The sequence below is a fragment of the Brevundimonas albigilva genome (assembly GCF_023503965.1).
GTDB lineage: Bacteria > Pseudomonadota > Alphaproteobacteria > Caulobacterales > Caulobacteraceae > Brevundimonas > Brevundimonas albigilva.
In genome coordinates, this window is record NZ_CP097298.1 from 1,280,893 (window position 1) to 1,307,384 (window position 26,492).

At 69.8% G+C, this 26,492-nt stretch carries 23 protein-coding genes and 2 pseudogenes; 15 read left to right on the forward strand and 10 right to left on the reverse strand.

Annotation, left to right across the window (positions count from 1 at the left end):
- Nucleotides 1–23: 23 nt before the first annotated feature.
- The 3 genes from MU852_RS06710 (at nucleotide 24) to MU852_RS17315 (ending at nucleotide 1,946) form a co-directional block, all read left to right on the forward strand.
- Nucleotides 24–581 (forward strand): TetR/AcrR family transcriptional regulator, encoded by a 558-nt coding sequence (locus tag MU852_RS06710; protein WP_249751543.1) that lies wholly within the window; start codon nucleotides 24–26, stop codon nucleotides 579–581.
- A gap of 283 nt (nucleotides 582–864) precedes the next feature.
- Entirely contained in the window at nucleotides 865–1,824 is a 960-nt protein-coding gene (locus MU852_RS06715) for an IS481 family transposase (RefSeq protein ID WP_026108399.1), read from the forward strand.
- Nucleotides 1,824–1,946: a hypothetical protein gene (locus MU852_RS17315; protein ID WP_003168748.1), complete on the forward strand. Its 123-nt coding sequence runs from the start codon at nucleotides 1,824–1,826 to the stop codon at nucleotides 1,944–1,946. The genes MU852_RS06715 and MU852_RS17315 overlap by 1 nt, the downstream gene beginning before the upstream one ends.
- On the opposite strand, the gene MU852_RS06720 is transcribed toward MU852_RS17315, so the two are convergent.
- Both MU852_RS06720 and MU852_RS06725 read right to left on the reverse strand, forming a co-directional pair.
- Nucleotides 1,937–2,134: a hypothetical protein gene (locus MU852_RS06720; RefSeq protein WP_003168749.1), complete on the reverse strand. Its 198-nt coding sequence runs from the start codon at nucleotides 2,132–2,134 to the stop codon at nucleotides 1,937–1,939. The genes MU852_RS17315 and MU852_RS06720 overlap by 10 nt on opposite strands.
- A gap of 66 nt (nucleotides 2,135–2,200) precedes the next feature.
- Nucleotides 2,201–2,389: a hypothetical protein gene (locus tag MU852_RS06725; RefSeq protein ID WP_003168750.1), complete on the reverse strand. Its 189-nt coding sequence runs from the start codon at nucleotides 2,387–2,389 to the stop codon at nucleotides 2,201–2,203.
- Nucleotides 2,390–2,693: 304 nt separating this feature from the next.
- Here MU852_RS06725 and MU852_RS06730 point away from each other — a divergent pair, with 304 nt between their 5' ends.
- From MU852_RS06730 to MU852_RS06755, 5 genes are read left to right on the forward strand one after another with little or no spacing between them, the layout of a single operon-like run.
- Entirely contained in the window at nucleotides 2,694–4,769 is a 2,076-nt protein-coding gene (locus tag MU852_RS06730; protein ID WP_249751544.1) for a S46 family peptidase, read from the forward strand.
- Nucleotides 4,766–5,278 (forward strand): GNAT family N-acetyltransferase, encoded by a 513-nt coding sequence (locus MU852_RS06735; RefSeq protein ID WP_249751545.1) that lies wholly within the window; start codon nucleotides 4,766–4,768, stop codon nucleotides 5,276–5,278. Before MU852_RS06730 ends, MU852_RS06735 begins: the two co-directional genes overlap by 4 nt.
- Nucleotides 5,279–5,320: 42 nt before the next feature.
- The gene (locus MU852_RS06740) at nucleotides 5,321–5,872 is read left to right on the forward strand and encodes a TetR/AcrR family transcriptional regulator (RefSeq protein ID WP_249751546.1); all 552 of its coding nucleotides are present in this window, start codon (nucleotides 5,321–5,323) and stop codon (nucleotides 5,870–5,872) included.
- The gene (locus tag MU852_RS06745) at nucleotides 5,872–7,563 is read left to right on the forward strand and encodes an MFS transporter (RefSeq protein ID WP_249751547.1); all 1,692 of its coding nucleotides are present in this window, start codon (nucleotides 5,872–5,874) and stop codon (nucleotides 7,561–7,563) included. Before MU852_RS06740 ends, MU852_RS06745 begins: the two co-directional genes overlap by 1 nt.
- A 19-nt stretch (nucleotides 7,564–7,582) precedes the next feature.
- Nucleotides 7,583–8,710, forward strand: coding sequence for an HlyD family secretion protein (locus MU852_RS06755; protein ID WP_283843809.1), 1,128 nt, complete (start codon nucleotides 7,583–7,585; stop codon nucleotides 8,708–8,710).
- Nucleotides 8,711–8,776: 66 nt separating this feature from the next.
- Here MU852_RS06755 and MU852_RS06760 read toward each other — a convergent pair whose 3' ends face one another.
- The 4 genes and pseudogenes from MU852_RS06760 to MU852_RS06775 all read right to left on the reverse strand — a co-directional run bounded on the left by MU852_RS06760 (nucleotide 8,777) and on the right by MU852_RS06775 (nucleotide 12,276).
- A complete protein-coding gene (locus tag MU852_RS06760; RefSeq protein ID WP_249751548.1) occupies nucleotides 8,777–9,151 on the reverse strand; it encodes a host attachment family protein in 375 nt (124 codons plus the stop codon).
- A 157-nt stretch (nucleotides 9,152–9,308) separates the two neighbouring features.
- Entirely contained in the window at nucleotides 9,309–9,509 is a 201-nt protein-coding gene (locus tag MU852_RS06765; protein WP_249751549.1) for a hypothetical protein, read from the reverse strand.
- A gap of 163 nt (nucleotides 9,510–9,672) precedes the next feature.
- Nucleotides 9,673–11,369: pseudogene (gene recN / locus MU852_RS06770) on the reverse strand (DNA repair protein RecN).
- Between the two features lie 52 nt (nucleotides 11,370–11,421).
- Nucleotides 11,422–12,276 (reverse strand): outer membrane protein assembly factor BamD, encoded by an 855-nt coding sequence (locus MU852_RS06775; protein WP_249751550.1) that lies wholly within the window; start codon nucleotides 12,274–12,276, stop codon nucleotides 11,422–11,424.
- Nucleotides 12,277–12,463: 187 nt separating this feature from the next.
- Between MU852_RS06775 and MU852_RS06780 the strand changes: the two genes are divergently transcribed.
- On the forward strand, nucleotides 12,464–13,402 hold the full coding sequence (locus MU852_RS06780) for a ribose-phosphate pyrophosphokinase (protein WP_249751551.1): 939 nt from the start codon (nucleotides 12,464–12,466) through the stop codon (nucleotides 13,400–13,402).
- Between the two features lie 86 nt (nucleotides 13,403–13,488).
- Nucleotides 13,489–14,592 carry a hypothetical protein gene (locus MU852_RS06785; protein ID WP_249751552.1) on the forward strand — a complete coding sequence of 368 codons (1,104 nt, stop codon included), beginning with the start codon at nucleotides 13,489–13,491 and terminating at the stop codon, nucleotides 14,590–14,592.
- An 18-nt stretch (nucleotides 14,593–14,610) separates the two neighbouring features.
- Here MU852_RS06785 and MU852_RS06790 read toward each other — a convergent pair whose 3' ends face one another.
- A complete protein-coding gene (locus MU852_RS06790) occupies nucleotides 14,611–16,395 on the reverse strand; it encodes an IlvD/Edd family dehydratase (protein ID WP_249751553.1) in 1,785 nt (594 codons plus the stop codon).
- 66 nt (nucleotides 16,396–16,461) lie between these two features.
- Nucleotides 16,462–17,202 (reverse strand): FadR/GntR family transcriptional regulator, encoded by a 741-nt coding sequence (locus MU852_RS06795; protein WP_249751554.1) that lies wholly within the window; start codon nucleotides 17,200–17,202, stop codon nucleotides 16,462–16,464.
- A 146-nt stretch (nucleotides 17,203–17,348) separates the two neighbouring features.
- Between MU852_RS06795 and MU852_RS18185 the strand changes: the two genes are divergently transcribed.
- Genes MU852_RS18185 through MU852_RS06810 form a run of 5 tightly spaced genes read left to right on the forward strand, consistent with a single transcriptional unit; the run spans nucleotide 17,349 to nucleotide 24,547 of the window.
- The gene (locus MU852_RS18185; RefSeq protein ID WP_430641203.1) at nucleotides 17,349–17,540 is read left to right on the forward strand and encodes a hypothetical protein; all 192 of its coding nucleotides are present in this window, start codon (nucleotides 17,349–17,351) and stop codon (nucleotides 17,538–17,540) included.
- Entirely contained in the window at nucleotides 17,504–19,519 is a 2,016-nt protein-coding gene (locus tag MU852_RS06800) for a glycoside hydrolase family 3 N-terminal domain-containing protein (RefSeq protein ID WP_430641204.1), read from the forward strand. The genes MU852_RS18185 and MU852_RS06800 overlap by 37 nt, the downstream gene beginning before the upstream one ends.
- Nucleotides 19,486–19,776 (forward strand): fibronectin type III-like domain-contianing protein, encoded by a 291-nt coding sequence (locus MU852_RS18190; protein ID WP_430641205.1) that lies wholly within the window; start codon nucleotides 19,486–19,488, stop codon nucleotides 19,774–19,776. The genes MU852_RS06800 and MU852_RS18190 overlap by 34 nt, the downstream gene beginning before the upstream one ends.
- Before the next feature lie 5 nt (nucleotides 19,777–19,781).
- The gene (locus tag MU852_RS06805; protein ID WP_249751555.1) at nucleotides 19,782–21,710 is read left to right on the forward strand and encodes a sialate O-acetylesterase; all 1,929 of its coding nucleotides are present in this window, start codon (nucleotides 19,782–19,784) and stop codon (nucleotides 21,708–21,710) included.
- Nucleotides 21,710–24,547 carry a glycosyl hydrolase 115 family protein gene (locus MU852_RS06810; RefSeq protein ID WP_249751556.1) on the forward strand — a complete coding sequence of 946 codons (2,838 nt, stop codon included), beginning with the start codon at nucleotides 21,710–21,712 and terminating at the stop codon, nucleotides 24,545–24,547. The genes MU852_RS06805 and MU852_RS06810 overlap by 1 nt, the downstream gene beginning before the upstream one ends.
- Before the next feature lie 74 nt (nucleotides 24,548–24,621).
- Here MU852_RS06810 and MU852_RS17785 read toward each other — a convergent pair whose 3' ends face one another.
- Complete coding sequence (locus tag MU852_RS17785) at nucleotides 24,622–25,404, reverse strand: beta-xylosidase family glycoside hydrolase (RefSeq protein WP_347342355.1); 783 nt, start codon at nucleotides 25,402–25,404, stop codon at nucleotides 24,622–24,624.
- 113 nt (nucleotides 25,405–25,517) lie between these two features.
- A pseudogene (locus tag MU852_RS17790) lies at nucleotides 25,518–26,312 on the reverse strand (glycoside hydrolase family 43 protein); the annotation flags it as partial.
- Between the last annotated feature and the right edge of the window lie 180 nt (nucleotides 26,313–26,492).

Here is a 26,492-nt window from a genome sequence, read left to right on the forward strand (position 1 = left end):
GAATGATTCAGAAGACTGCTCTCTTGAGCCCAAGGCTTGTCCGGAGCCGTCCCACGCGTGCCCAGACGCGCGAGCGTATCCTCAACGGCGCCCTGGAAGCCTTCGCCGAACGCGGTTTCCAGGGGGCGACACAGGAGGACATTTGCGATCGGGTCGGATTGAGCCGGGGCGCGTACAACTCCAATTTCCGGTCCCAGGAGGAGCTGTTTTTCGCCATCTACGATCGGACGATCGAACGGCTGGAACGGCATCTCGAGATCTCGATTGCGTCGGCCCTGTCCAGACCGGGACCCGCGGCGGAGAACTTCGTCAGGGCGTTCATCGCCGACTACGCCTTCGACCGCAGTTGGTATCTGCTGCAGGCGGATTTCGGTCTGCACGCCCTACGAAACCCTGCGGTGGCGAGCCATTACGCCGCGCGGCAGAATCGCATCCTCTCGGTATTATCGAAGAGGCTGTCGGCCGTGTCTGGAGGGGAATCGAGCCGAGCCGCCCCCACGCGTCTTCCCGCGTCGCTCGCCTCATTCTGGCGGTCCACGAAGGCGCCATGTTCCAGCGCCTACTGGAACCGTCCACAATAAAGGACGGCGAATTGTTGACCCTCTTCGCCGATCTTCTGTTCTCGAAATCCGCGATCAACTCATGAACAGTCCCGGCGACCGGTCCTCAGGGACGTGAGCCGATCACGCACAATGCCGGCCTATTCTAAAGAACCTGAGAGTTCACCTACACCACGCTCGCTGCGGTGCGCCCGGCGTTGACGTCGATTGTGGCGCCGGTGATATAGCGTCCACCCGGCCCGACTAGGTGTTTGGTCCCAGGCTTAGATGGTGTGATCCTTTCGTTGGAATGGAAGGAAGCCATATGGGCCAGGTTCGTCACGGGAGCGCCACGACCACGCACGCCGTCCGAGCAGCAATACAGCGATCGCAGGCTTCGCTCGCGACGCTGAGCCGGGAGTTGGGGATCAACCCCAAGACGGTGGCGAAGTGGCGTAAGCGGACCTCGGTCGAGGATCGCAAGACCGGGCCGAAGGAGCCGCGCTCGACGGTTCTGACGGAAGCCGAGGAAGCGATGGTCGTCGCGTTCCGGCGGCACACGCTGCTGCCGCTGGACGACTGCCTCTACGCCCTGCAGCCGTCCATCCCGCACCTGACGCGCTCAGCGTTGCACCGCTGCTTGCAGCGACACGGCATCTCACGCCTGCCGGATGTCGAAGGCGACAAGCCGAAGCGGCAGCGTTTCAAGCGTTACCCGATCGGCTTCTTTCATGTTGATATCGCCGAGCTGCAGACGGCCGAGGGCAGGCTCAATCTGTTCGTCGCCATTGATCGCACCAGCAAGTTCGCTGTCACCCAGCTGGTCGACAAGGCCGACAGACGAACCGCCTGGGAGTTCCTCGAACAGTTGTTGGAGGCCGTGCCGTACAAGATCCACACGATCCTGACCGACAACGGCATCCAGTTCGCCGAGCAGCCTCGCAACCGCAACACCGCCTTCTCGCGACAGATGCGCTTCGACATGATCTGCGAAGCCAACGACATCGAGCACCGGCTGACCAAGCCGAACCATCCGTGGACCAATGGCCAGGTCGAGCGGATGAACCGCACCATCAAGGACGCCACCGTCAAACGCTTCCACTACGACAGCCACGACGAACTGCGTACGCACCTCGCCGACTTTATGGCCGCCTACAACTTCGCCCGAAGGCTCAAGACCCTCAACGGTCTCACGCCTTACGAATACATCGCCAGAATCTGGACGTCAGAGCCTGACCGGTTCATCGTCAATCCGATCCACCAGATGCCTGGACTGAACACCTAGTGCCGCTACACGTCATCGACGAGGTGGTGGAGCGGATCACCAACCAGACTATCACCGCCTATGAGTATGACCCGGCGACCGCATCCTTGGTCCAGCACGCGGATGGAGTCGGTCAGTCCTGAGGGTCTTCGGGCATAGCCAGGCGTCGACCGAGGTCGCGCATAGTTTTACGCGACGGACGCGGAAGCTTGGCCTTCAAAGCCTCCAGTTCCTTCGCCTCATCCCGCGTCAGCGGGTGATCGTGATCCACCAAGATTCTGCGGATCGCACGCGCGACGTCAGCGGCGACCGCATCGTCGTCTTCGTCCAAAGGAGGACGGCTCACGAGGGTTCTCGGGTTGGTGACAGCATCTGGCGCAAGTTTAGCACGAGAGGACTAGTAGGGCACGTTCGACGCCGCGCGCCGCAGCAGCGCCTGCACAGCGGCCTCCTTGGTGGGCCAGGTGCCGCAGTCGATGCCGTTCAGGGAACCGACGAACTGGAGGCGGTCTCCGGCCGTCACGCGCCGGACGCCGAAAAGCTGACGGCCACGACGGAAGTGGATATAATGGGGGCGGCTGCGCATGGGCGAACTCCGTTTATCACCCCCCAGCGCTGAAGGCCGCCCAGCGCCTTATCAACCGCCCGAAAACATCCACGTCACCACCGCTTTCCGACGGCAAGTGACATTATTGGCTTGCGCAGCTAACTTGCTGGGGTGCCCACCAGGGGCATTTCCCAGGAGGTGGTTCCATCGGTGGTTTAGCGACGAAGGTGTATTCGCAACAGCACTGAACGAGAAACTCATGGCATTGATTTGTCGCGAGTTATTCGACTTTCTCGCCGCTGAGGGTTTCTCCCTCAAGGGGAGAAGGATTAGGAGTTTTCCCATGCGCCTCGCCCTTCTCGCCTCCGCCGCCGTCCTCGCCTTCGCCGCCTCCTCGGCGCGCGCCGAGGAGGGCATGTGGACCTTCGACAACTTCCCCATCGCCCGCGCCAACCAGACGCTGGGGACAAACATCGACCAGGCCTTCCTCGACCGCGTCCGCCTGTCGTCGGTGAAGTTCGGCGGCTGCTCGGCCGGCGTCGTCTCGGGCCAGGGCCTGGTGATGACCAACAATCACTGCGTCGCCACCTGCGTCGCCAACCTGTCCACGCCCCAGGTCAACTACGCCGAGACCGGCTTCACCCCGAAGTCGCGCGAAGAAGAGCTGAAATGCCCCGGCGCCTCGGCCGAAATCCTGACCGACATCTCCGACGTCACCGAACGGATGCGCAAGGCCGGCGAAGGGCTCGAAGGCCAGGCCTTCACCCAGGCGCGCGACGCCGAGGCGGGCCGCATCGAGACGGAAGCCTGCGGCGACGACGCCAAGGTCCGCTGCCAGGTCGTCAGCCTGTATCGCGGCGGCCAGTTCAAGCTCTATAAATTCCGCAAGTACGACGACGTCCGCCTGGCCTGGGCGCCCGAGGATCGCGCCGCGACCTTCGGCGGCGACCTGGACAACTTCTCCTTCCCGCGCTTCGCCATCGATGCGGCCTTTATCCGCCTCTATGAGGACGGCCGCCCGGTCGAGACCCCGATCCACTTCGCCTGGAACGCCGACAAGCCGACCGAGGGCGAGGCCGTCTTCGTCTCCGGCAATCCCGGCGCGACCCAGCGCCTGCTGACGATGGACCAGCTGGCCACCATCCGCGACGTGGTCCTGCCGCTGGACCAGCTGATCGCCTCCGAACTGCGCGGCCGGCTGATCCGCTATTCGGAAGAGGGCGAGGAACAGGCCTTCATCGCCATGGACCCGATCGTGGGCCTGGAGAACACCTACAAGCGCGGGCGCGGCCGCATGGCCGCCCTGATCGACCCGGGCTTCATGACGGCCAAGGCCGCGGGCGAGGCCGACTTCATGCAGCGCTACGCCGCCGCCAACGGCGACGGGCCCGACCCGTGGGGCGCCCTGGAGGCGATCCAGCCAACCGCTCGCGAACTGTATCCCGCCATGGCCCTGCTGGAGGGCGGCACGGGCCTGGGGACCACCTCGGTCGCCGGCGGGTCGCAGCTGTTCGCTTACGCCCGCACCCTGGTGCGCGGCGCCCAGGAGCGGGCCAAGCCGTCCGACCAGCGCCTGCCCGAGTTCGCCGACAGCCGCCTGTCCGGCGTCCAGTCGCGCCTGTTCGCCGAGCGCCCGACCTATCCGGAGCTGGAGCAGATCCGCCTGGAATGGTGGCTGTCCAAGACGCGCGAGTGGCTGACGGTCGACAATCCCTACGTCGCCACGCTGCTGGGCAAGGACAGCCCCGAGGGCCTGTCGGCCCGTCTGGTCGAGAGCACGAAACTGGCCGATCCCGCCGTGCGCCGCGCCCTTTGGGAAGGCGGCCTGGCCGCCGTCCAGGCCTCCACCGACCCGATGATCCGCTACGCCCTGGCCGTCGACGCCGACGCCCGCGCCGTGCGCGCCGAATGGGAGGAAAAGGTCCAGGCCCCGACCGACCGCGCCTCCGAGGAACTCGCGACCGCCCGCTTCGCCGCCTATGGCGACAGCGTCTATCCCGACGCCACCGGCACCCTGCGCCTGACCTACGGCCTGGTCGAGGGGTCGGACGTGCCCGGCCAGCGGTTTTCCGCCTTCACCACCTTCGCCGGCCTGTGGGACCGCGCCACCGGCGCCGAGCCTTTCGCCGTCGCGCCCAAGCTGCTGGCCGCCAAGGACCGCATCGACCCGAACGCGGTGATGGACATGGCCGTGTCCACCGACACCATCGGCGGCTCCTCCGGCTCGCCCGCCATCAATGCGCGGGGCCAGATCATCGGGGCCAACTTCGACTCCACCGTCCTGACCCAGAGGAACGCCTACGGCTACGACCGCGCCGTCAATCGCAGCGTCATCGTCACCACCCAGGCGGTGACCGTGGCCCTGCGCGACGTCTATGGCATGGACCACCTGGTCGAGGAGCTGGGCGTCAGCCAGTGAGCGACCTGACCTTCCGCGCGGCGACGCCCTCCGACGTCGCCGCGCTCCATCCCCTGATCGAACGCGCCTATCGCGGCGAGACGGCCAGGGCCGGCTGGACGCACGAGGCCGACCTGCTGTTCGACGATCGCACCAGCGCCGACGAACTGTCCGCCCTGATCGCCGATCCCGACCGCGTCATCCTGCTGGCGCGCCGCGACGACCGCCTGATCGGCTGCGTCCAGGTCGCCCGCGCGGGTCCGGACCGGGCCTATCTGGGCATGCTGACGGTCGATCCGGCGCTGCAGGCCTCGGGCCTGGGCCGCCATATCCTCGCCGCCGCCGAACGGGAAGCCGTGGCCCGCTTCGCCGCCCGGCGCATGGAGATGACCGTCATCCATCGTCGCGCCGAGCTGATCGCCTGGTACGAGCGGCGCGGCTACGCCCCCACCGGCGAGCGCCGCCCCTTCCCCGTCGACCCGCCTCGCCCGGAGCTGGATTTCATGGTGCTGGAGAAGGGGCTGGCCTGACCCCTTGCAAAACGGACACGACTGTCCATTTAGCGGGACAGAATGTCGCGCCCCACCCGAAAAGACGCCGTCCACAACCGCGCCGCCCTGCTGAAGGCCGCACGCGAGGTGCTGTCCGAGCACGGTCTCGACGCGCCGCTGGAGCTGATCGCCGAGCGCGCCGGCGTCGGGCGCGGCACCCTGTATCGCCATTTCGCCGACCGCACCGAACTGGCCCTGGCCGTGCTGATCGACGGCGTCGACGACCTGGACGCCCGCACCCGCGCGCGCGGCGATGATCCGCAGGTCTTCTTCTGGTTCGTCGAGGAGCTGGCCGATCTGGTCATGCGCAACGCCGGCTGGTCCGACGTGCTGCGGAACGTCCGCTCGCCCGACGCGCTTACGCCCTTGCGGCAACGCTTGATGGAGGCGGGCGCCGGTCCGCTGGCGCGGGCCCAGGCGGCCGGCCTGGTGCGAAAGGACCTGGGGCCGATGGACGTGCGTCTGATCGCCACCCTGCTGGGCTCGGGCTTCCAGGGCGCCGACGAGGCCGAGCGCCGCGCCGTGTCCGCCCGCACCCGCCTGATCGTCCTGTACGGACTGAGAAGCCGCTGATGGCCCGCAACTGGCATCTGCCCTGGGAAGAATACGTCGAGACGCTGAAGCCGCACGAGCGGCCGATGATGCCCGGCAGCCCGGCGACCCCCGACCACCCCTGGCCCCGCCGCCTGCAGTACGCCGCGACCGGCGTGCTGGTCGCCCTGGTCGGCAGCCTGGGCAATGCGGCGGTCACCGCCAACATCCAGAACCTGCAGGGCGCGCTGGGGATCACGGCGACAGAGGCCGCCTGGCTGCCGGTCGTCTTCGTCATGACCAACGCCTGCATGAACCTGATCCTGGTCAAGTTCCGCATGCAGTACGGCCTGCGCCTGTTCACCCAGATCTTCCTGGGCGTATTCGTGCTGGTCTGCGCCGCCCACCTGCTGGTCGACAACTATGAGTCCACCCTGCTGGTCCGCGCCGTCGCCGGCATGGCGGGGGCGGGCCTGTCCAGCCTGGGCTTCCTCTACATCATCCAGGCCTTTCCCGCCGCGCACCGGCTGAAGGGGCTGATCATCGGCATCGGCCTGGCCAGCTTCGCCGTGCCGATCAGCCGCCTGGTCATGCCGACCCTGCTGGACCTGGACGGCTGGCGCGGCTTCTACATCTTCGAGTTGGGTTTCGCCCTGGTCGCCTGGGCCGCCGTCCAGGTGCTGAAGCTGCCGCCGTCCGAGCGGCTGAAGGTGTTCGACCGGCTGGACTTCGTCACCTTCGCCCTGTTCGCGCCCGGCGTCGCCCTGCTGACCGCCGTGCTGGGCCTGGGCCGCATCGTCTGGTGGACCGAGGCGGCGTGGATCGGCTGGGCCCTGGTCGGCTCCATCGTCCTGCTGACCGCCGCCCTGACCGTCGAGCACAACCGGACCAACCCGCTGATCAACACCCGCTGGCTGACCGGCGCCGACATGCTGCGCCTGTTCGGGGCCATCCTGCTGATCCGCATGGTGCTCAGCGAACAGACGTCGGGCGCCGTGGGCTTCCTGACCGTCGTGGGCCTGGGCCCGGACCAGCTGCACGGCCTGTTCGTCGTCATCCTGCTGGCCATGATCGCCGGCACCGCCGTCAGCGCCTTCACCCTGAACATGGAGAAGCTGAACAAGCCCATCGCCATCGCCCTCGGCCTCATCGCCGTCGGCGCCTTCATTGACAGCCATGCGACGGTCCTGACCCGCCCGGCCCAGCTCTATCTCAGCCAGGCGATGATCGCCTTCGCCTCGGCCATGTTCATCGGCCCGGCGCTGATGATCGGCATTTCCCGCGTCCTGCAGCAGGGCAAACAGAACCTGATCAGCTTCATCGTCATGTTCAGCGTGCTTCAGAACGTCGGCGGCCTGGCGGGCGGCGCCCTGACCGGCACGCTGCAGATCGTGCGCGAGAAATATCACTCCAACCAGCTGGCCGCCGACATCGTCGCCTCGGATCCACAGGTGACCCAGCGCCTGGCCCAGCTGTCGGGCGCCTATTCCCACACGATCACCGACCCCGCCCTGTTGCGCGCCGAGGGCGTGGCCCTGCTCAGCCGCCAGGTGACCCAGCAGGCCAACGTCCTGGCCTATGACGACGTGTTCCGCATCATCGCCGTGCTGGCGGCCCTGGGCTGCGCCTGGGTCACCGTCACCCATCTCAGGCCCCGTTGGCGCGCCCGCGCCGAGGCCCGTCGCACCGCTCGAACCCCCGACGCCTCCGTCGTCTCCGCCGCCGTCGACTGAAGACCCAGAAGAAACGATCATGACCGACACCCCGCCCCCCATCGCCTCCCAGCCCGCGCCCCAACCGGCCGCCGCGCCTCCGCCCGCCGCCGCGCCGGCTGCGCCCGCCTCCGAGCCGAAGAAGCGCGTCCTGTGGACCGTGGTCGCCGGGGCCGTCGCCGTGCTGGGGGTGCTGCTGGTGCTCTACGCCTGGCGCCTGCCGCCCTTCACCGGCGACATCCAGCGCACCGACAACGCCTATGTCCGCGGCCAGGTCACCCTGATCAGCCCCCAGGTGAACGGCTATGTCACCGACGTCCCGGTCAAGGACTTCCAGACGGTCCAGCCCGGCCAGCTGCTGGCCCAGGTCGACGACCGCATCTACCGCCAGCGGGTCGAACAGGCCGAGGCGACCCTGCACGCCGCCGAGGCCGCCCTGGCCAACTCGGCGCAGTCCCAGGCCTCGGCGCGCGGTTCGGTGGCGCAGTACCAGGCCTCCATCGCCGGGGCCGAGGCGACCCTGGCCCGCGCCCAGGCCGACGCGAACCGCGCCCGCACGCTGAAGGAAGGCGGCTGGGTGTCCCAGGCCAATGTCGATATCGCTGAGGCGGCGCTTCGCAGCGCCCAGGCCCAGGTCGCCCAGGCCCGCGCCCAGCGCGGCATCGCCGAGACCGGCGTCGAGAGCGCCGTGGTCAACCGCGACGCCCTGGCCGCCCAGGTCGAGAACGCCCGCGCCGCCGTGCGCCTGGCCCAGATCGACCTGGCCAACACCCGCATCGTCGCCCCCCGCGCCGGCCGCCTGGGCGAGGTCGGCGTCCGCCAGGGCCAATACGTCACCGCCGGAACCCAACTGATGGGCCTGGTCCCCGACACGATCTGGGTCACCGCCAACATGAAGGAGACGCAGATGCGCGACATCCGCGTCGGCCAGCCCGTCGAACTTTCGGTCGACGCGCTAGGCGGCCAGACCCTGCGCGGTCATGTCGAGCGCATCGCGCCCGCCGCCGGCAGCGAGTTCAGCGTCATCCGCCCCGACAACGCCACCGGCAACTTCACCAAGGTGGCGCAGCGCATCCCCGTGCGCATCGCCATCGATCCGGGCCAGGCGGCGGCGGAGCGCCTGGCGCCGGGGATGTCGGTGGTGGTCAGGATCGATACGGGCGCATGAGGAGCCGGGGCGGTTGATCAGGGAGCACGCCCCTCACGTCACGCCTCGCAACGCGCGCGACCGGCGTCACGCCTTTTCGATGGCCGCCGCGATCTGGTCGGTGGAGTGCCCGGTCAGGTCCTTCGCGACCTCTCCGACCAGGCGTGACGCAGTCTCCTTGTGCCAACCCTTGCGGAGCTGACCCAGGGTCTTGGGCGCGGCGATGACGAGCAGGTGCTCGACCTTGTTGGTCAACACCCATTTGTTGAGAACTTCAGCCACGCCCATGGCGAAGCCGTCTTCGGCCTGGGTGTCGTTATCGGGATTGGCTTCGCTGGAAATGCGGCCCGCCGCGCCAGATACGCGGTCCTCGATCGGCGGAGTCGGCACCGCCTCGAGACGGACGTCCTGCTGGCCCGTATTGCGAAACAGGGCGAGCTTTTCGCCATCAACGACGGCCACGAGGGCGTTTTGTGCAAGTTTCATGAGTGGACTCCGTAACTGTGGCCGCCTGAAACGATCCGCAGCCGCCGCGGTTGCCCTCAATGTCCAGATCGCCGCATCCCGACCGGATGACAAACGCCGGACCGCGGGCAAGGCGCGGGGGTCCATCCACCCCTCACCGCCTCCCCATCCGCGCCGCCAGCAGGTGCACCTCGTGCGCGCGCATCCGTTCGAAATTGCCCAGCCCCAGCGCCAGGGCGCGCAGGATCTCCAGGCGGCGGGTCTCCTCGGGGTGGAGGGGCAGGTCGGGTTCGGCGCGGGGGGCCAGTTCCGCGTCCATCTGGCTCACCATGTCTGAAAGGGCTCGGTCGTTCATCTGATCCTCCGTCGCGCCGCCGACGGGACCAGAAAGCAGAACCAGAACGAAAAGGGAACACACATCCGCGCCCGCCCTGTGGGCGACCGCTTGACGCGTGTGGATTGCAGCGCGGGGTGGAACGGGCGCCCTCTCTCCCCAGCGCGGAGGAAGAAGCCGGGCTCTATCCGATCAGGGCCTCGGCCGCCGCGCGGGCGGCGTCGGTGATCTCGGCGCCCGACAGCATCCGCGCGATCTCCTCGCGGCGGCGCGCGTCGTCCAGGGCGACGACGGTGGTGGCGGTCAGGCCGTCGCGGTCGGCCTTCATCACCTTCCAGTGGGCGTGGCCGCGCGCCGCCACCTGGGGGCTGTGGGTCACGACCAGCACCTGGGCGCCGCCCGACAGCCGCTGCAGCCGCGTTCCCACCGCCTCGGCCACGGCGCCGCCGACGCCCTGGTCCACCTCGTCGAAGATCATCACCGGCTGGCGCAGCTCCTGCCGGCTGGCCAGCGCCGCCTTCATGGCCAGGGCGAAGCGGGCCAACTCGCCACCGGACGCAATGGCGTCCAGCGGGCCGAAGGCGGTCCCGGCGTTGGTGGCGATCTGGAAGCGGACGGTCTCCACCCCCTCGGGGCCCCGCCGGCCTTCGATCGGCTCCAGCGCCACGCGGAAGCGCGCGCGCTCCAGCTTCAGCGGGCCCAGTTCGCCCATCACCGCCTCGGTCAACCGCTCGGCCGCCGCCTCGCGCGCCGAGGTCAGCAGGGTCGCGGCCAGGTCGTACGCCTCCAGCGCGGCGGCCGCGTCGCGCCCGGCCTGGGCCAGGGCGTCGGCCCCGTCCTCGATCAGCCGCAGCTGCTCGCGCAGACGCTGGCGCAAGGACGGCAGGGCGTCGACCGTGGTGTTCAGTTTCCGCGCCGCCGCGCGCAGCGCGAACAGCCGCTCCTCGGCCTTGTCCAGCCGGCCCGGCTCGTAGTCGAAGGCGTCGGCGGCGGCGTCCACGGCGGCGATGGCCTCGGCGGCCTCCACCATCGTGCGGTCGATGGCGTCGACGGCGGCGGACAGCTTCTGGATCACCGGGTGGTCGCCCTCGGCGCCCGCCTGGCCGGCCCGCTGGCGGGCGTGTTCGACGGCGCGCAGGGCTGCGCCCAGCTTCTGGCTCAGCTTGTCGCCGCCCAGCTGGGTGCGCGCGTCGGCCAGGTCGGCGATGGCCTTCTCGGCCGCGCCCAGCAGGGCCCGTTCGCCGGCCAGTTCCGTCTCCTCGTCGGCGCGGGGATCGAGCGCGTCCAGCTCGGCCAGGTTCAAGGCGATTTCTTCGGCCCGCGCCGCCGCATCGGCCGCCTCGGCCTTCAGCTCCGCCAGCCGCGCCTCGGCCGCCTTCAGCTTCACGGACGCCGCCGCGACCCCGTCCAGCTGGGGCTTCAGGCCGCCGTAGGCGTCCAGCAGGCCGCGGTGGGTGCGCCAGTCAGCAGGCCCACGGTCTCGTGCTGGCCGTGCACCTCGACCAGGGCGGCGCCGATCTCGCGCAGCGCCGTCACGCCCGCCGGCTGGTCGTTGACATAGGCGCGGCTGCGGCCGTCGGCCGACAACACCCGGCGCAGGATCAGCTCCCCGCCCGGCTCGATCTCGAAGCCGCGCTCCGCGATCAGCGCGATCAGGTCCGGATCGTCGGGCGCGGTGAACACCGCCGTCGCCACGGCCTGCTTCGCGCCGCTGCGCACCAGGCCCGCGTCGCCCCGCCCGCCCAGGGCCAGGCCCAGCGCGTCCAGGATGATCGACTTGCCCGCGCCCGTCTCGCCAGTCAGCACCGTCAGCCCGCCCTCGACCTCGAGGTCGAGCGCGTCGACCAGGACGACGTCGCGGATGGATAGGGCGGTCAGCATGGGCTCGGAACGATTCGCTTGGCTCGATCCTAGCGGGGTTCGCCCGCCGGCATCAGCCCGGGATGATGCGCTGCAGCCAGCTTTCGCGCTTGGCGCCCGGCGCCGTCTCCGGCCGCTGGCCGTTTTCGGTCAGCAGGGCGTAGGCCTCGGCGTACCAGGGGCTGCCGGGGTAGTTGTAGCCCAGCACCGCGCCGTTGCGGGTCGCCTCTTCCTTCAGCCCCAGCTGCAGGTTGACCTCGACCAGGCGGTACAGGGCCTCGGGCGTGTGCGAGGTGCGCTGGAAGTCCGGGTTGGCGATGACGGCCTTGTAGCGATTGATCGCCGCCAGCGGCTGGTTGGCGCGCTGGTAATAGCGGCCGATGTTCATCTCCTTGCCGGCCAGCTGGTCGTTGACCATGTCGATCTTGACCGCCGCGTCGGTGGCGTAGGGCGTGCCGGGATAGCGGCGGGCCACGTCGCGCAGGCCCGTCAGGGCGGCGTTGGCGTAGCCCTGGTCGCGGCCCACGTCGGTGATCTGCTCGAAATTGCACACCGCGCGCATATAGAAGGCGTAGGCCGCCGACGGATTGCCCGGGAACAGCTGGATGAAGCGATCGGCCGCGGCGATGGCCTCGGCGTAGTTGTTGTTCTGATAGTAGGCGTACACCTGCATCAGGATCGAACGGCGGGCCCAGTCCGAATAGGGGTGCTGGCGCTCCACCTCCTGGAAATAGTCCACCGCGTCGCTCCAGCGGTGCTGCTGAAGACGCTCGTAGCCGGTGTTGTAGAGCGCCTCGACGGGCCGCTCCTCATAGGCCAGCCGCGGCCGCTCGCGGCCCGCGCAGCCCGAGATCGTCATGGCGGCGAGCGCGGCGGCCATCAGCACCACGCCGGAACGGAACTTGGAAGCGAGCAAGGACGACCTCATGACCAGCGCAAGGCGCGCACCCCGGCGGCCTGTGGAACAACGCGGCGATCTCTAGCACCCGTGACCGAGACGCGCCATGCCGACAAAAACGCCGTGCACGACTTGCCCCGCCCGGCCTCGCTGGTAAAGAGCGCGCCAACCGACGTCCGTCATTGGGGGTCGGATGACGGCGAAAGATGACCGGCCGATGAAGCTGCTGCTTTCTGGCAACTCCAACCGCGCGCTTTCCCAGGCCATCGCCGACCACCTGGACGCCCCGCTGACCAAGGCCCAGGTCAAGCGCTTCGCGGACAACGAGGTCTTCGCCGTCATCGAGGAGAACGTCCGCGGCGAGGATGTCTTCATCCTGCAATCGACCAGCTATCCGGCCAACGACAACCTGATGGAACTGCTGATCATGACCGACGCGCTGGTGCGCGCCTCGGCCCGGCGCATCACGGCGGTCATGCCCTATTTCGGCTACGCCCGGCAGGACCGGAAGACCGGCGGGCGGACCCCCATCTCGGCCAAGCTGGTGGCCAATCTGATCACCCGCGCCGGCGCCGACCGGGTTCTGACGATGGATCTGCACGCCGGCCAGATCCAGGGCTTCTTCGACATTCCGACCGACAACCTGGTGGCCACGCCGGTGCTGGCGCAGGACATCAAGGAGAACTATCCGCGCGGCGACGACCTGATGATCGTCTCGCCCGATGTCGGCGGCGTGGTGCGCGCGCGCGCCCTGGCCAGCCGCCTGGACGCCGACCTGGCCATCGTCGACAAGCGCCGGCCCAAGGCGGGCGAGAGCGAGGTCATGAACATCATCGGCGACGTCGAGGGGCGTCGCTGCATCCTGTTCGACGACATCGTCGATTCGGGCGGCACGCTGGTGAACGCCGCCAAGGCGCTGATCGACCAGGGCGCGACCGAGGTGTCGGCCTACATCAGTCACGGCGTCCTGTCGGGCCCGGCGGTCCAGCGCATCACCGACGGGCCGCTGAAGGAACTGGTCATCACCAACTCGATCGAGCAGCCCCACGAAGTTTTGAACTGCAAGAAAATCCGAGCGGTTTCCGTGGCTCCGCTGATTGGTGAAGCTATCCGTCGGATCGCAAACGAGGAATCGGTTTCCAAGCTGTTCGATTAACCTTCGAACAACCACTTTTTGCGCGTTATAAGACTTCCGTAACCCTGACGTTCCCCCGCGTCCCCGTGTAACTGGAAGCTTAGCCGATGACCCAGCGTTTCGTGAGCCGCGGCCTGACCCTCGCCGCCCTCGCCGCCGTCTCCGTTCTCGCCGCCTGCGAAAGCGGTCCGTCGAAGGCCGAACTGGAGGCCCAGCGCCTGGCCGCGGAGGCCGCCGCCCGTCAACCACCGCCCATCGCGCTGAACGACGGCGTGGCCCAGGCCGCCTCCATCTACGTCGCCTATCTGCGCGAGGCGGGCACGATCCAGCCCGGCGGCTTCGACAGCGCCGAGGCTATCCAGTCCGCCCTGCGCAAGGGCGTGGCCTACGACCCGGCCCAGCTGTCGCGCGGCCTGATCGCCTATGGCGCCATCCTGGCGCTGCAATCGCCCGAGTTCGTCGCCGGCGTGCGCCAGTATGCGATCGACCCGGCCCAGCGCCAGCAGATCGTGGCCCAGATCGTGGCCGACCCCGCCTACGCCGCCACCTTCCCCGGCGCCGACGCGGCCGCGGGCCTGATCACCGACGCCATCAGCAAGGACGCCCTGGCGGTGCGCGTGATCGGCGAAGCGATCGAGCAGGACGCCTATACGATCCAGGAGCGCAGCGACCCGCGCCGTCGCTGGGCCGTCGCCCACATCCAGAATCGCGAGGAGCGGCTGGAGGGCGCCAAGACCCTTTCGGCGGCGCAGATGCTGCCGTCGGCCGAGGATTCCGCGCGGCTGCTGACCGCCGCCTCGTCCGGATCCGGCCTGGGCGTGACGCCGTCGCGCAAGGCGCCGCCCTACACCCCGGCGGTGACCCGGTCGCTGGCCATCGCCGCGCTGGCCGCCCTCGGCGCCGCCGGCGACGAGGCGCGCGCCAATACCGAGGCGCTGACGGTGGAGACCAACAACGAGTTCTGCCTGAACATGTCCAAGCTGATGCTGTACCAGTGCCTGGCGGCTTCGCGCCCCAGCTATGAGGACATGTTCTGCCTGGGCCGCCACGTGGTGCGCGACGTGGCCAGCTGCACCACCACCGCCGTCCTGTCGCCGATCATCACCGTGGGCGACCCGCAGGAGACGGGCGTGACGCCGGCCGCCAGCGCCGCCCAGACCGCCGTCGCCGTCACCCCGGCCCCGACGCAGACGCCCGCTCCCTCGAACTGACGGGCGTCTCTCGCCCGGTCAGTGGTTGTCCCTCGGCAGGCCCAGGGTGTCGACGATGCGGTGGTATTTGACGGCGGGCTCCAGCACGGCGCCGGTCTCCAGCTCGCCCACCATCGACCGCTGGATCTCCTGCCAGGGCGTCTGGGACGCCGGGTATCTGTAGCCGCCCGCCGCGTCGAAGGCCCGGCGACGTTCGGCCAGTTCTTCGGCGTCGATCAGCACATCGACCTTTCGCGTCTTCAGGTCGATGCGCAGGCGGTCGCCGGTCTTCAGCAGGGCGATGTTCCCGCCGGTCGCTGCTTCCGGCGAGGCGTTCAGGATGGACGGGCTGCCCGAAGTGCCCGACTGGCGGCCGTCGCCGACGCATGGCAGGGCGTGCACGCCCTGCTTGATCAGGTATGCGGGCGGACGCATGTTCACCACCTCGGCCGCGCCGGGGTGGCCCACCGGCCCCGCCCCGCGCATCACCAGGATGCTGTCGGTGGTGATGGCCTCGGCCGGATCGTCGATGCGGCGGTGATAGTCCTCTGGACCGTCGAACACGACCACCGCGCCCTCGAAGGCCTCAGGGTCGGACGGATCGGACAGGTAGCGGTCGCGGAACTCGGGCGAGATCACGCTGGTCTTCATCACCGCGCTGTCGAACACATTGCCCGACAGCACCAGGAAACCCGCGTCCTCGACCAGGGCGTCGTCGAAGGTGCGGATGACGTCGGGCAGCACGATGCCGGCGTCGCGGCAGTTGTCGCCCATCGACCGGCCGTTCACCGTCAGGGCGCCCTCGTGGATCAGGCCGTGCTTCATCAACTGGGCCACGACCGCCGGCACGCCGCCCGCCTGGTGATAGTCCTCGCCCAGATATTTGCCCGCCGGTTGAAGGTTCACCAGCAGCGGCACCTTGTGGCCGACCGCCTCCCAGGTCTGCAGCGGCAGGTCGACGCCGGCGTGGCGCGCCAAGGCGGTCAGGTGGATGGGGGCGTTGGTCGAGCCGCCGATGGCGGAGTTGACGACGATGGCGTTCTCGAACGCCTCGCGGGTCAGGATGTCCGAAGGCTTCAGATCCTCGCGCACCATGTCGACGATGCGCAGGCCGGTCTTGTAGGCCACCTGCGGCCGCTCGCGGTAGGGCGCGGGAATGGCCGCCGATCCGGGCAGGCTCATGCCCAGGGCCTCGGCCAGGCTGTTCATGGTGCTGGCCGTGCCCATGGTGTTGCAATAGCCGACCGAAGGCGCGGAGGTGGCGACCAGATCGATGAACTGCTCGTAGTCGATCTCGCCGGCCGCCATCATCTCGCGGGCCTTCCAGATGATGGTGCCCGAACCGACCCGCTCGCCCTTCAGCCAGCCGTTCAGCATCGGCCCGACCGACAGGGCGATGGCCGGGATGTCCACCGTCGCCGCCGCCATAAGGCAGGCCGGCGTGGTCTTGTCGCAGCCGATGGTCAGCACCACCCCGTCGATCGGATAGCCGTAAAGCAGTTCGACCAGGCCCATGTAGGCCAGGTTGCGGTCCAGGCCCGCCGTCGGGCGCTTGCCGGTTTCCTGGATCGGGTGGACGGGAAACTCCAGCGCGATCCCGCCCGCCTCGCGGACGCCTTCGCGGACCCGCTTGGCCAGCTCGATATGGTGGCGATTGCACGGCGACAGGTCCGACCCGGTCTGGGCGATGCCGATGATCGGCTTGCCTGAGCGCAGCTCCTCCAGCGTCAGGCCGTAGTTCAGATAGCGTTCCAGATAGAGCGCCGTCATGTCCGGGTTCGACGGATTGTCGAACCACGCACGGGAACGCAGAGGCTTGGTCATGAGTCACTCGGGCAAGCGAAGATTACTCAGACAAATAGACGCCCCCGATGCGCCTTGGCAATGCCGCTAGCGATCCTCCAGGGCCTCGGCCGCCTGAGCGCGCGAATTGGCCACCAGAACGTCCATCGCCTTTCGCGCGCCGCCCGCGTCTCCCGCCGCGATGGCGTCGAAGACGGCCCAGTGCTCCGGCATCGGGTCCGGCGGCAGCTTGTGCTTGCGGCCCTTGTAGAAGGTCGTCCAGCGCACGCCCGCGCCGATGGTCGAGGCGAGGCTGACCAGGGGCGCGTTGCCGGTCGCGTCCAGCACCAGCTGGTGAAAGTCGCGGTCGGCCGACTGACCGGCCTCGGTCTTCAGCCCCGCCCGCTCCATCGTCTGCAGGGCTTCGCGCATGGCCTCGATCTGGGGCCCCGTCCGGCGTTCGGCGGCCAGGGCGGCGGCGGCCGGTTCGACGATCATGCGCAGTTCGAACAGACCCTCGACCAGCGCCCGCGCGGGCTCCGCCTCGAAGAACCAGGCCAGCACGTCGGGGTCCAGCAGGTTCCAGCGGTTCATCTCGGTGACGCGCGTCCCCACCCGGGGGCGGCTCTCGACCAGCCCCTTGGCCGCCAGGATCCGCACGGCCTCGCGATAGGCGCTTCTGGACACCTGAAGCCGCTCGCTGAACTCGATTTCGTTGGTGAGGATGTCGCCGGGTTGGTGGCGGCCGGAAACGATCTCGACGCCAAGTTGATGGGCGATGGAGCCGTGCAGCCTTTCCTTGCCCGCCTTGCGGCGACCCGGCCGCGCCTGAACTGGAGATGCTGACATCGAAACCTTCCGTGAATCGCTCACATCTAGCACGGTGCGACACAAGGCGCCGATTGACGGCTAGAGCATATCCGACCTATCGTGAATGGTAGCGCTATCATCGCTGGACGGACGTCGGAACCGGCGGGGCACAGGGAGAGAAGATCATGACCATCGCCGATGGCCGCACCATCACGCTTGCTCGCCGCACCTTCGTCACGGGCCTGCTCGGCGCCGTCGCGGCGGCCCCCCTGGCCGGGCCGGCGCGCGCCCAGCCGGTCGGCCGGAAGCGGGCGCCCTCTACAAGGACGCCGCCCAGCCCGTGGCCGCGCGGGTCGAGGACCTGCTGCGCCGCATGACGCTGGAGGAGAAGGTCGCCCAGATGGTCGGCATCTGGGAAAAGAAGGGCGACATCCAGACGGCCAACGGCGACTTCGCGCCGGACAAGGCCTCGCGAGCCTTCCCGCACGGCCTGGGGCAGATCTCCCGTCCGTCGGACTTCCGCGGCGTCGATCCCAGCCAGAACGGCGCGGCCGGCGCCTCGGGCGAGGCGGTCAATCGCGACGCGCGCCAGACCGCCGACTACATCAATGCGGCCCAGCGCTGGGCGGTCGAGCAGACCCGCCTGGGCATCCCGATCCTCATGCACGAGGAGGCGCTGCACGGCTATGTGGCGCGCGGCGCGACCAGCTTCCCGCAGTCGATCGCCCTCGCCTCGACCTGGGACCCCGAACTGGTCACCCGCGTCTTCTCGGTGGCGGCGCGCGAGATGCGGGCGCGCGGCGCCCAGCTGGCGCTGGCCCCGGTCGTCGACGTGGCGCGCGATCCGCGCTGGGGCCGGATCGAGGAGACCTATGGCGAGGATCCGCACCTGGTCTCGGAAATGGGCCTGGCCGCCATCCGCGGCTTCCAGGGCGAGACCCTGCCGCTGGCGCCGGACAAGGTGCTGGTCACGCTGAAGCACATGACCGGCCACGGCCAGCCCGAGAACGGCACCAACGTCGGCCCGGCCGACATCTCCGAACGGACCCTGCGCGAGAACTTCTTCCCGCCGTTCGAGCGGGCGGTGACCGAACTGCCGGTGCAGGCGGTGATGGCCTCCTACAACGAGATCGACGGCCTGCCGTCGCACGCCAACCGCTGGCTGCTGCACGACGTGCTGCGCGGGGAATGGAGCTACAAGGGTTCGGTGGTGTCTGACTATTTCGCCATCCGCGAGCTGAACACCCGCCACCAGATGTTCGGCTCGATCCAGGAGGCGGCGATGCGCGCGCTGGACGCCGGCGTCGACATCGAACTGCCGGACGGCGAGGGCTACAACCACCTGCCGGAACTGGTGCGGTCGGGCCAGGTGACCGAGGCCCAGATCGACGAGGCTGTGCGCCGCCTGCTGACCATGAAGTTCCTGTCGGGCGTGTTCGAGACCCCCTATGTCGATGCGGCGGCGGCGGAGGCCAAGGAAGCCACGCCGGACGCCGTGGCCCTGGCGCGCGAGACGGCGCAGCGGGCGATGGTGCTGCTGAAAAACGATCAGGGCGTCCTGCCGCTCAAGGCCGACCGCATCCGCAAGCTGGCGGTCCTGGGAACCCATGCGCGCGATACGCCGATCGGCGGCTATTCCGAGGTGCCGCGCCACGTCGTCAGCGTGCTGGAAGGCCTTCAGGCCGAGGGGCGCGGCAAGTTCGAGGTGGTCTATTCCGAGGCCGTGCGAATCACCGAGAGCCGCGTCTGGGCCGCCGACGAGGTCACGCTGGTCGATCCGGCGGTCAACGCCCGGCTGATCGAACGCGCGGTCGCCGACGCCCGCGACGCCGACGTGATCGTGATGGTGCTGGGCGACAACGAGCAGACCAGCCGCGAGGCCTGGGCCGACCAGCACCTGGGCGACCGCGACTCGCTGGAACTGCTGGGTCAGCAGAACGACCTGGCGCGGGCGATCTTCGCCCTGAACAAGCCGACCGTGGTGCTGCTGCTGAACGGCCGCCCGCTGTCGGTCAACTATCTGGCCGAGAACGCGCCGGCCCTGATCGAGGGCTGGTATCTGGGCCAGGAGACCGGCCACGCCGTCGCCGACGTGCTGTTCGGCCGCGTCAGCCCCGGCGGCAAGCTGCCGGTGTCGATCGCGCGGTCGGTCGGCCAGCTGCCGATCTTCTACAACTACAAGCCCAGCGCGCGGCGCGGCTATCTGTTCGACACCACCGCGCCGCTCTATCCGTTCGGCTACGGCCTCAGCTACACCACCTTCGAAATGTCCGAGCCGCGCCTGGCGCGCGCTCCTCCATCGGCATGGGCCAGAGCGTCCAGGTGTCCGTGGACGTGCGGAACACCGGCGGGGTGAAGGGCGACGAGGTGGTCCAGCTGTACATCCGCGACGACCAGGCCTCGGTCACCCGTCCGGTCAAGGAGCTGAAGCACTTCAAGCGCGTGACGCTGGAGCCGGGCGCGCGAACCACGGTGACCTTCGAGATCAGGCCGTCCGACCTGTGGTTCTGGAACATCGACATGGAGCGGGTGGTCGAGCCCGGGACCTTCACCATCAGCGCCGGCCCGAACTCGGCCGAGCTGAAGTCCACGACCCTGACCGTGACGGAGTAGGATCGATGCCGCGTCCTGTCGTCGCCGCCGTGACCCTTCTGCTGGCGGCGACGCCGGCGGTCGCCCAGACGCCCGCCGCCCCCAGTCTGGCGCCCCTCTTTTCCGACCACGCCGTGCTGCAGCGCGACCGGCCGATCCCGGTCTGGGGCGCCGGGACGCCGGGGGCGGCGCTGACCGTCGAGCTGGACGGCCGAACGGCGCGGACCGTCGTCGGCGCGGACGGCCGCTGGCGCGCGGAACTGCCGGCCCATGCGGCGGGCGGCCCCTATGAGCTGCGCGTCCGGGGCGCCGGGGGCGAGGCGACGGCCGGCGACGTGCTGGTCGGCGACGTCTGGCTGTGCTCGGGCCAGTCGAACATGGAGCTGCCGGTCGAGCGGACGCTGAACGCGCCCAGCGTGATCGGCGCGGCCAATGACGACGGCATCCGGCTGATCACGGTGCAGAAGGACTTCGACGTCGCGGCGCAGGACACGTTCCGCAATCCCCTGGCCTGGGCGGCGGCGTCGCCCGCCTCGGTCGGCGGCTTTTCGGCCGCCTGCTATTATTTCGCCCAGGAGCTGAGGCGCGACCACGACGTGCCCACGGGCCTGATCAGCAGCAACTGGGGCGGCTCGAACATCGAGACCTGGATGTCGCCCAAGGCGCTGGCGGCGCAGGGCTATGGCGACCAACTGTCGATCCTGTCGGAGATGGCGACCGATCCCGTCGCGGCCCAGGGCCGGTGGGGTCTGAGATGGCAGGCGTGGTGGGAAGGCCTGGCGACCGACAGGCCCTGGTCGCCGGATGACGCCGGCGAATGGACGCCGGTTCCCGTCATGGAGCCGTGGGAACGCTGGGGCGTCCCGGCGCTGGCGAACTACAACGGCATGGTCTGGTATAGGCTGGACATCGACCTGGCGGCGGACCAGGCGGCGGCGGGGCGGACCCTGTCGCTGGGCGGCGTCGACGAGGCGGACCAGACCTGGGTCAACGGCGTGGCGGTGGGGGCGTCCGGATCGGGCGACCGCCTGTACGCCCTGCCCGCCGGCCTGCTGAAGGCCGGACGCAACACCGTGGTCGTCAACGCCTATGACACCTGGGAGGTCGGCGGCCTGTACGGGCCGGCCGAGAAGCGGGCCCTGGTGCTGGCCGACGGCGGGCGCGTGCCGCTGGACCCGGCGGGATGGCGCTATCGCGTGGCCGGCGACGTGACCGCCGCGCCGCCGAGAGGGCCGTGGTCGTCCACCTCGGGCCTGACGACCATCGCCAACGCCATGATCGCGCCGCTGCACGACTATGGGCTGCGGGGCGCGCTCTGGTACCAGGGCGAGTCCAACACCGGCGCGGGGAAACAGTACCAGGCGCTGCTGACCGGACTGATGGCCGACTGGCGCGAGCGGTTCGGGCCGGACCTGTCGTTCCTGGTGGTGCAGTTGGCCAACTTCGGCGCGCCGCCGTCGGCGCCCGGCCCCTCGGGCTGGGCCGAACTGCGCGAGAGCCAGCGGCTGGCGGTGGCGGCGGACGACAACGCCGGCCTGGCGGTGGCCATCGACCTGGGCGACCGCTGGGACATCCACCCGGCGCAGAAGCAGGAGCTGGGCCGGCGCCTGGCGCGGGCCGCGCGGCACGTCGTCTATGGCGACCCGGCGCCGCCATCGGGGCCGGTCCCCGCCTCCGTCCGGCGCGAGGGCGGCGAGATCGTCGTGGCCTTCGACGACGTGACCGGGACGCTGAAGACGCTGAGCGGCGCCCAGGCCATCGGCTTCGAACTGTGCGACGGCGACGCCTGCCGCTACGCCGCCTCGGCCGCCGCCTCGGGCGCGGAAGTGCGGCTGGCCGCGCCCGCCGGAGATTCGGTGTCGGAGGTCCGCTTCTGCTGGGCCGACAGTCCGGTGTGCAACCTCTATGACGCCGCGGGCCTGCCCGCCGGGCCGTTTCGGATGGAGGTCCGCTGATGCGACGGTCCCGCCTGTCTGTCGCGGTCGCGGCCGCCGCCCTGGTCCTTTGCGCCGGAGCGCCGGCCGTCGCCTGCCAGGGCCTGGTCGCCGTGTGCGAACAGGCGTCGGCGGACGGCGCGTCGCTGATCGTCGGAGGACGGCCGGCGCGGGTGCTGACCGATCCGGGCGACTGGCCCGGCGTGATCCGCGCCGCCCACGACCTGCAGGCGGACCTGGGCCGCGTCTCGGGCGGCGGCGCGCCGGCGGAGGACGGGCCGGTGGTGCTGGTCGGGACGGCCGGGCGCAACGCCGTCATCGACCGGCTGATCGCCGAGGGCCGCCTGCCCGCCCCGACCGGCTGGGACGGCTTTGTCCAGGCGGTGGTCGAGCGGCCTATGGACGGCGTCGCCCGCGCCCTGGTGATCGCCGGGGCGGACAAGCGCGGGACGATCTACGGCGCCTACGACATCTCGGAACGGGCAGGCGTGTCGCCCTGGGCGTGGTGGGCCGACGTGCCGGTCGCGGTGCGCCGCGACCTGTCGCTGACGCCGGGCCGGCGCGCCGATGCGCCGGCCGTCCGCTATCGCGGCGTCTTCCTGAACGACGAGGAGCCGGCGCTGGGCGACTGGGTGCGGCAGACGTTCGGCGGCTTCAACCACGCCTTCTACGAGAAGGTGTTCGAGCTGATCCTGCGGCTGAAGGGCAATGTCCTGTGGCCGGCCATGTGGGGCAAGGCCTTCTACGACGACGACCCGCTGAACGCCGTGATGGCCGACGAATACGGGGTCGTCATCGGCACGTCGCACCACGAGCCCCTGGCCCGCGCCCATGTCGAATGGGAGCGCTATGGCGAGGGCGCCTGGGACTGGCGGACCAACCGCGAGGTCCTGAGCCGATTCTGGCGCGATGGCGTCAGACGACGCGGGACCACCGAAAGCCTGGTCACCATCGGCATGCGCGGCGACGGCGACGAGGCGATGAGCGAGGACACGGCCATCCCCCTGCTGGAAGACATCGTCCGTTCGCAGCGCCGGATCATCGAGGCCGTCACCGGACGGCCCGCTGCCGAGACGCCCCAGGTCTGGGCCCTCTACAAGGAGGTGCAGGACTATTACGACCAGGGCATGCGGGTCCCGGACGACGTGACCCTGCTGTTCGCGGACGACAACTGGGGCAACATCCGCCGCCTGCCCGCGCCCGGCGACCGGGCCGGCGGGTCGGGGGTCTATTATCACTTCGACTATGTCGGCGGGCCGCGGAACTACAAGTGGCTGAACACGACCCAGAACGAGCGGACGTGGGAGCAGATGCGGCTGGCGTGGCAGGCGGGGGCGGATCGGCTGTGGGTGGTCAACGTCGGCGACCTGAAGCCGATGGAGGTCCCCATCGACTTCTTCCTGGACCAGGCGTGGGACCCGCAAGGCATGACGGTCGAGCGGATGGCCGGGTGGTCGCGCGACTGGGCGCGGGCGCAGTTCGGCGAGGCGCAGGCGGACGAGATCGCGGAGCTGATCGACCTCTACACCCGCTACAACAGCCGCCGGAAACCCGAGCTGATCGGGCCGGACACCTTCAGCCTGGTCAACCACGGCGAGGCCGACCGGATCGAGGCCGAATGGGCCGAACTGGCGGCGCGGGCGGACAGGGTCCGGGCGAGCCTGCCTGCGGAATACGACGACGCCTTCGTCCAGCTGGTCTGGTTCCCGATCCAGGCCAGCGGCAATGTCACCGCCCTGCATATCGAGACGGGTCGCAACCGGCTGTACGCCGCCCAGGGTCGCTGGCAGGCGGCGCAGGCGGCGGCCGAGGCCGTGCGCGCCCGCTTCGCGCGGGACGTGGAACTGGAGGCGATCTACCACGGGCTGAAGGGCGGCAAGTGGGACCACATGATGTCCCAGACCCACATCAGCTATGACGACTGGCAGCAGCCGGAGCGGGACGTCCTGCCCGAGCTGGCGACGGCGCGGGCCGAGCGCGGGGCCCGGCTGGGCGTGGCGGTGGAAGGCCGGGCCGAAGCCGTGGCGGCGGGCGCCGGGGCGCGCCTGCCCGAGCTTTCGCCCTACAGCGCCGCCCGCTGGATCGAGGTGTTCGACCGGGGCGACCGGCCGGCGGATTTCCGCATCGAGGCCGGGGCGCCGTGGCTGAGGCTGTCGCGGACGGAGGGGCGCGCGGGAGAGACGACGCGGATCGCGGTGTCGGCCGACTGGGCCGCCGTCCCCGCCGGTCGGCACGAGGTCCCGGTGACCGTGACCGGGCCGGACGGCGCCGTCGTCGTCACCGCCGTGGTGACCAGGCCCGCCGAGCCCCCGGCCGCGGGACGCTTCGTCGAGAGCGACGGGGCGGTGGCGGTCGAGGCCGTGGATTACACCCGCGCGATCGGCGGGCCGGGTGTGGACTGGCAGGCGGCGCCTGGCCTGGGGCGCACGGGATCGGCGGTCACCACGGCGTCGTCGGACGCGGTCGGGTTGACGCCGGGCGGCGACGGGCCCCGGCTGGAGTACGACATCCACCTGACCGAGGCGGGCGAGGCGGAGGTGCAGCTGTGGCTTTCGCCCACGCTGGATTTCCGTGGGCGCGACGGCTTGCGCTACGCCGTGTCGATCGACGACGGCCCGGCCCAGGTCGTGACCCTGGACCTGCTTGCGGCCGGCGCCGGAGAGAATGCGGACTGGGACCGCGCCGTCTCGGACAATCTCGCGCGGACGGTGTCGCGCCATCGGGTCGCGACGCCGGGACCGCACACGGTCAAGGTCTGGCTGGTCGATTCCGGCCTGGTGTTCCAGCGGCTGGTGGTGGCGACGAAGCCCCTGCCCGACAGCTATATGGGACCGCCCAACAGCGCGAGGGCGGACTAGGTTCGATCGACATCCGGTTCCGGGACCAAAGCGGTGGCCAGCGACCGGCCCCTTCAATGTCGGTTGGGTCCAGGTCAGAACGCCGACTGGGCGAAGGGGCCGAAGACGGCGCCGACGAAGCCGCCGGCCGTGCGGGTGCTGAGCAGCGTGCCGTCCGCGCCCGCCAGGACGGTGGACCAGTCGCCGTCACCCTGCGCGACCGCGAAGTCGTAGGCGTCGCCGCGTCCGGCGATGCGGAACCGGATCGGCCCCTCGCCGGCCAGCGGCCGGCTGGCCAGCAGTTCGCCCCCGCTCGCCTGGTCGGGTCCGGCGCGGCGGCGCAGTTCGACGATGGCGCGGCCGTCCTGGCGCACCACGGACAGGGCGTACCAGTAGTCGTCGCTCTGGAGCACGGCGAGGCCGGCGCGGTCGCCCTCGCGCGTCGGCGCGGCGCGCAGCACGGTCTGGGCTTGCGCGTTCTGATGCTGCTGGCGGCGAGCCAGGAAGGAGGGGTTGGCGTTGTCGCCCAGGCCGACCGGCCGCGCCTTCAGCGTCAGGGCGCCGGGATGGCTGTCGAGGTCGAACCAGGCCTCGCGCGGATTGCGCAGCATCATCCAGTAGGGCGGCAGGGCGGGCCCGTCGAACGCGTCCACGACCTCGAAATCGCCGCTCGTGGGCACGTCCGGCGCGGGTTGGGCCGGCAGGTTCGGCCGCTGGCCGACATACGGAATGGCCTCGCCCCGCTTCAGGATCACGGGCCAGTCGCCCGACCAGTCCACCGGCAGCAGGAAGGTCTCGCGCCCGGTGTTGTAGAAGTCGCCCTCATAGGGCCGCACCGCCAGGAAGGTCGCCGCCCACGCGCCGTCGGGCAGTTGCACCAGGTCGGCGTGGCCGGCGGAGGTGATGGGATTGGGCCGATCGCGCGGCAGGTCGCGCGCTGGGTCAGGATCGGATTGCCGGACCAGGGTTCGTAGGGGCCGTCGGGCTTGCGCGAGCGCAGCACGACCTGGGAGTGGCCCTCGGCCGTGCCGCCCTCAGCGCAGACCAGATAATACCAGTCGCCCTTGCGGATGAGGTGCGGCCCTTCGATCCAGATCGGGTTGGTCGAGGGATCGACGCCGCCGTCCACCAGCACCTTGCGCGGCCCGACGGTCTTTTTCCCGACGGGATCGAAGCGCTGGATCCAGATGGCGCGGTGGCTCTCGTAGCGGGGCGTTCCCTCCGGCGGGCCGTTGTTGACGATCCAGGCCGAGCCGTCGGTGTCGAAGAACAGGCCTGGGTCGATGCCGCCCTTCAGATCGGGCAGCCAGACCGGATCGGACCAGGGACCGGCCGGACCGCTGGCGGTGATCAGGAAGTTGTCGCCGCAATCGACGCAGGTGTTCAGGATGTAGAAGGTCCCGTCCCTATGCTCGATCGTCGGGGCGAACACGCCGCGCGACAGGCCCAGGGTTCCGAAATCCAGCTGATCCGGCCGGTCGATGGCGTTGCCGATCTGGGTCCAGCTGACCAGGTCGCGGCTGTGAAAGACCGGGATGCCCGGGAAGTAGGCGAAGGTCGAGGTGACCAGATAATAGTCGTCGCCGACGCGCGTGATCGACGGGTCGGGATAGAAGCCCTGCAGGATCGGGTTGCGGTACTGGTCGGCCGTCGGTTCGGCGCCCTGATGCGCGGCGTCGGTTCCGCGATAGACGAAATGGTCGAACACCGCCTCCTGCGCCGTCGCCCCGCCCGCGACCGCCGCCAGGGCGAGGGCCGCCAGGGCCGCGCTGCCTGTCCTCCTCATCCGATTGTCCTCCCGCGATTATTTTTCACTTGTCTGAGTTTTTGCATTCGGCTCTTGTTAGCGCAACCACAAGGAGGAAGACGATGACCCAGGGCCTGACCCGTCGCGACCTGATGGCCGCCGCCGGCGCGTCGCGATCGCCCCGGCCGCCGCGCCGGCCTTCGCCGCCGAGCCCAGCCT

What these genes read in the sequence shown, in the direction of transcription:
- MU852_RS06715 (WP_026108399.1), top strand. Translation starts at nt 865, where the DNA reads ATGGGCCAGGTTCGTCACGGGAGCGCCACGACCACGCACGCCGTCCGA.
- MU852_RS06725 (WP_003168750.1), bottom strand. Translation starts at nt 2,389, where the DNA reads ATGCGCAGCCGCCCCCATTATATCCACTTCCGTCGTGGCCGTCAGCTT.
- MU852_RS06730 (WP_249751544.1), top strand. Translation starts at nt 2,694, where the DNA reads ATGCGCCTCGCCCTTCTCGCCTCCGCCGCCGTCCTCGCCTTCGCCGCC.
- MU852_RS06740 (WP_249751546.1), top strand. Translation starts at nt 5,321, where the DNA reads ATGTCGCGCCCCACCCGAAAAGACGCCGTCCACAACCGCGCCGCCCTG.
- MU852_RS06745 (WP_249751547.1), top strand. Translation starts at nt 5,872, where the DNA reads ATGGCCCGCAACTGGCATCTGCCCTGGGAAGAATACGTCGAGACGCTG.
- MU852_RS06755 (WP_283843809.1), top strand. Translation starts at nt 7,583, where the DNA reads ATGACCGACACCCCGCCCCCCATCGCCTCCCAGCCCGCGCCCCAACCG.
- MU852_RS06765 (WP_249751549.1), bottom strand. Translation starts at nt 9,509, where the DNA reads ATGAACGACCGAGCCCTTTCAGACATGGTGAGCCAGATGGACGCGGAA.
- MU852_RS06775 (WP_249751550.1), bottom strand. Translation starts at nt 12,276, where the DNA reads ATGAGGTCGTCCTTGCTCGCTTCCAAGTTCCGTTCCGGCGTGGTGCTG.
- MU852_RS06780 (WP_249751551.1), top strand. Translation starts at nt 12,464, where the DNA reads ATGAAGCTGCTGCTTTCTGGCAACTCCAACCGCGCGCTTTCCCAGGCC.
- MU852_RS06785 (WP_249751552.1), top strand. Translation starts at nt 13,489, where the DNA reads ATGACCCAGCGTTTCGTGAGCCGCGGCCTGACCCTCGCCGCCCTCGCC.
- MU852_RS06790 (WP_249751553.1), bottom strand. Translation starts at nt 16,395, where the DNA reads ATGACCAAGCCTCTGCGTTCCCGTGCGTGGTTCGACAATCCGTCGAAC.
- MU852_RS06795 (WP_249751554.1), bottom strand. Translation starts at nt 17,202, where the DNA reads ATGTCAGCATCTCCAGTTCAGGCGCGGCCGGGTCGCCGCAAGGCGGGC.
- MU852_RS18185 (WP_430641203.1), top strand. Translation starts at nt 17,349, where the DNA reads ATGACCATCGCCGATGGCCGCACCATCACGCTTGCTCGCCGCACCTTC.
- MU852_RS06805 (WP_249751555.1), top strand. Translation starts at nt 19,782, where the DNA reads ATGCCGCGTCCTGTCGTCGCCGCCGTGACCCTTCTGCTGGCGGCGACG.
- MU852_RS06810 (WP_249751556.1), top strand. Translation starts at nt 21,710, where the DNA reads ATGCGACGGTCCCGCCTGTCTGTCGCGGTCGCGGCCGCCGCCCTGGTC.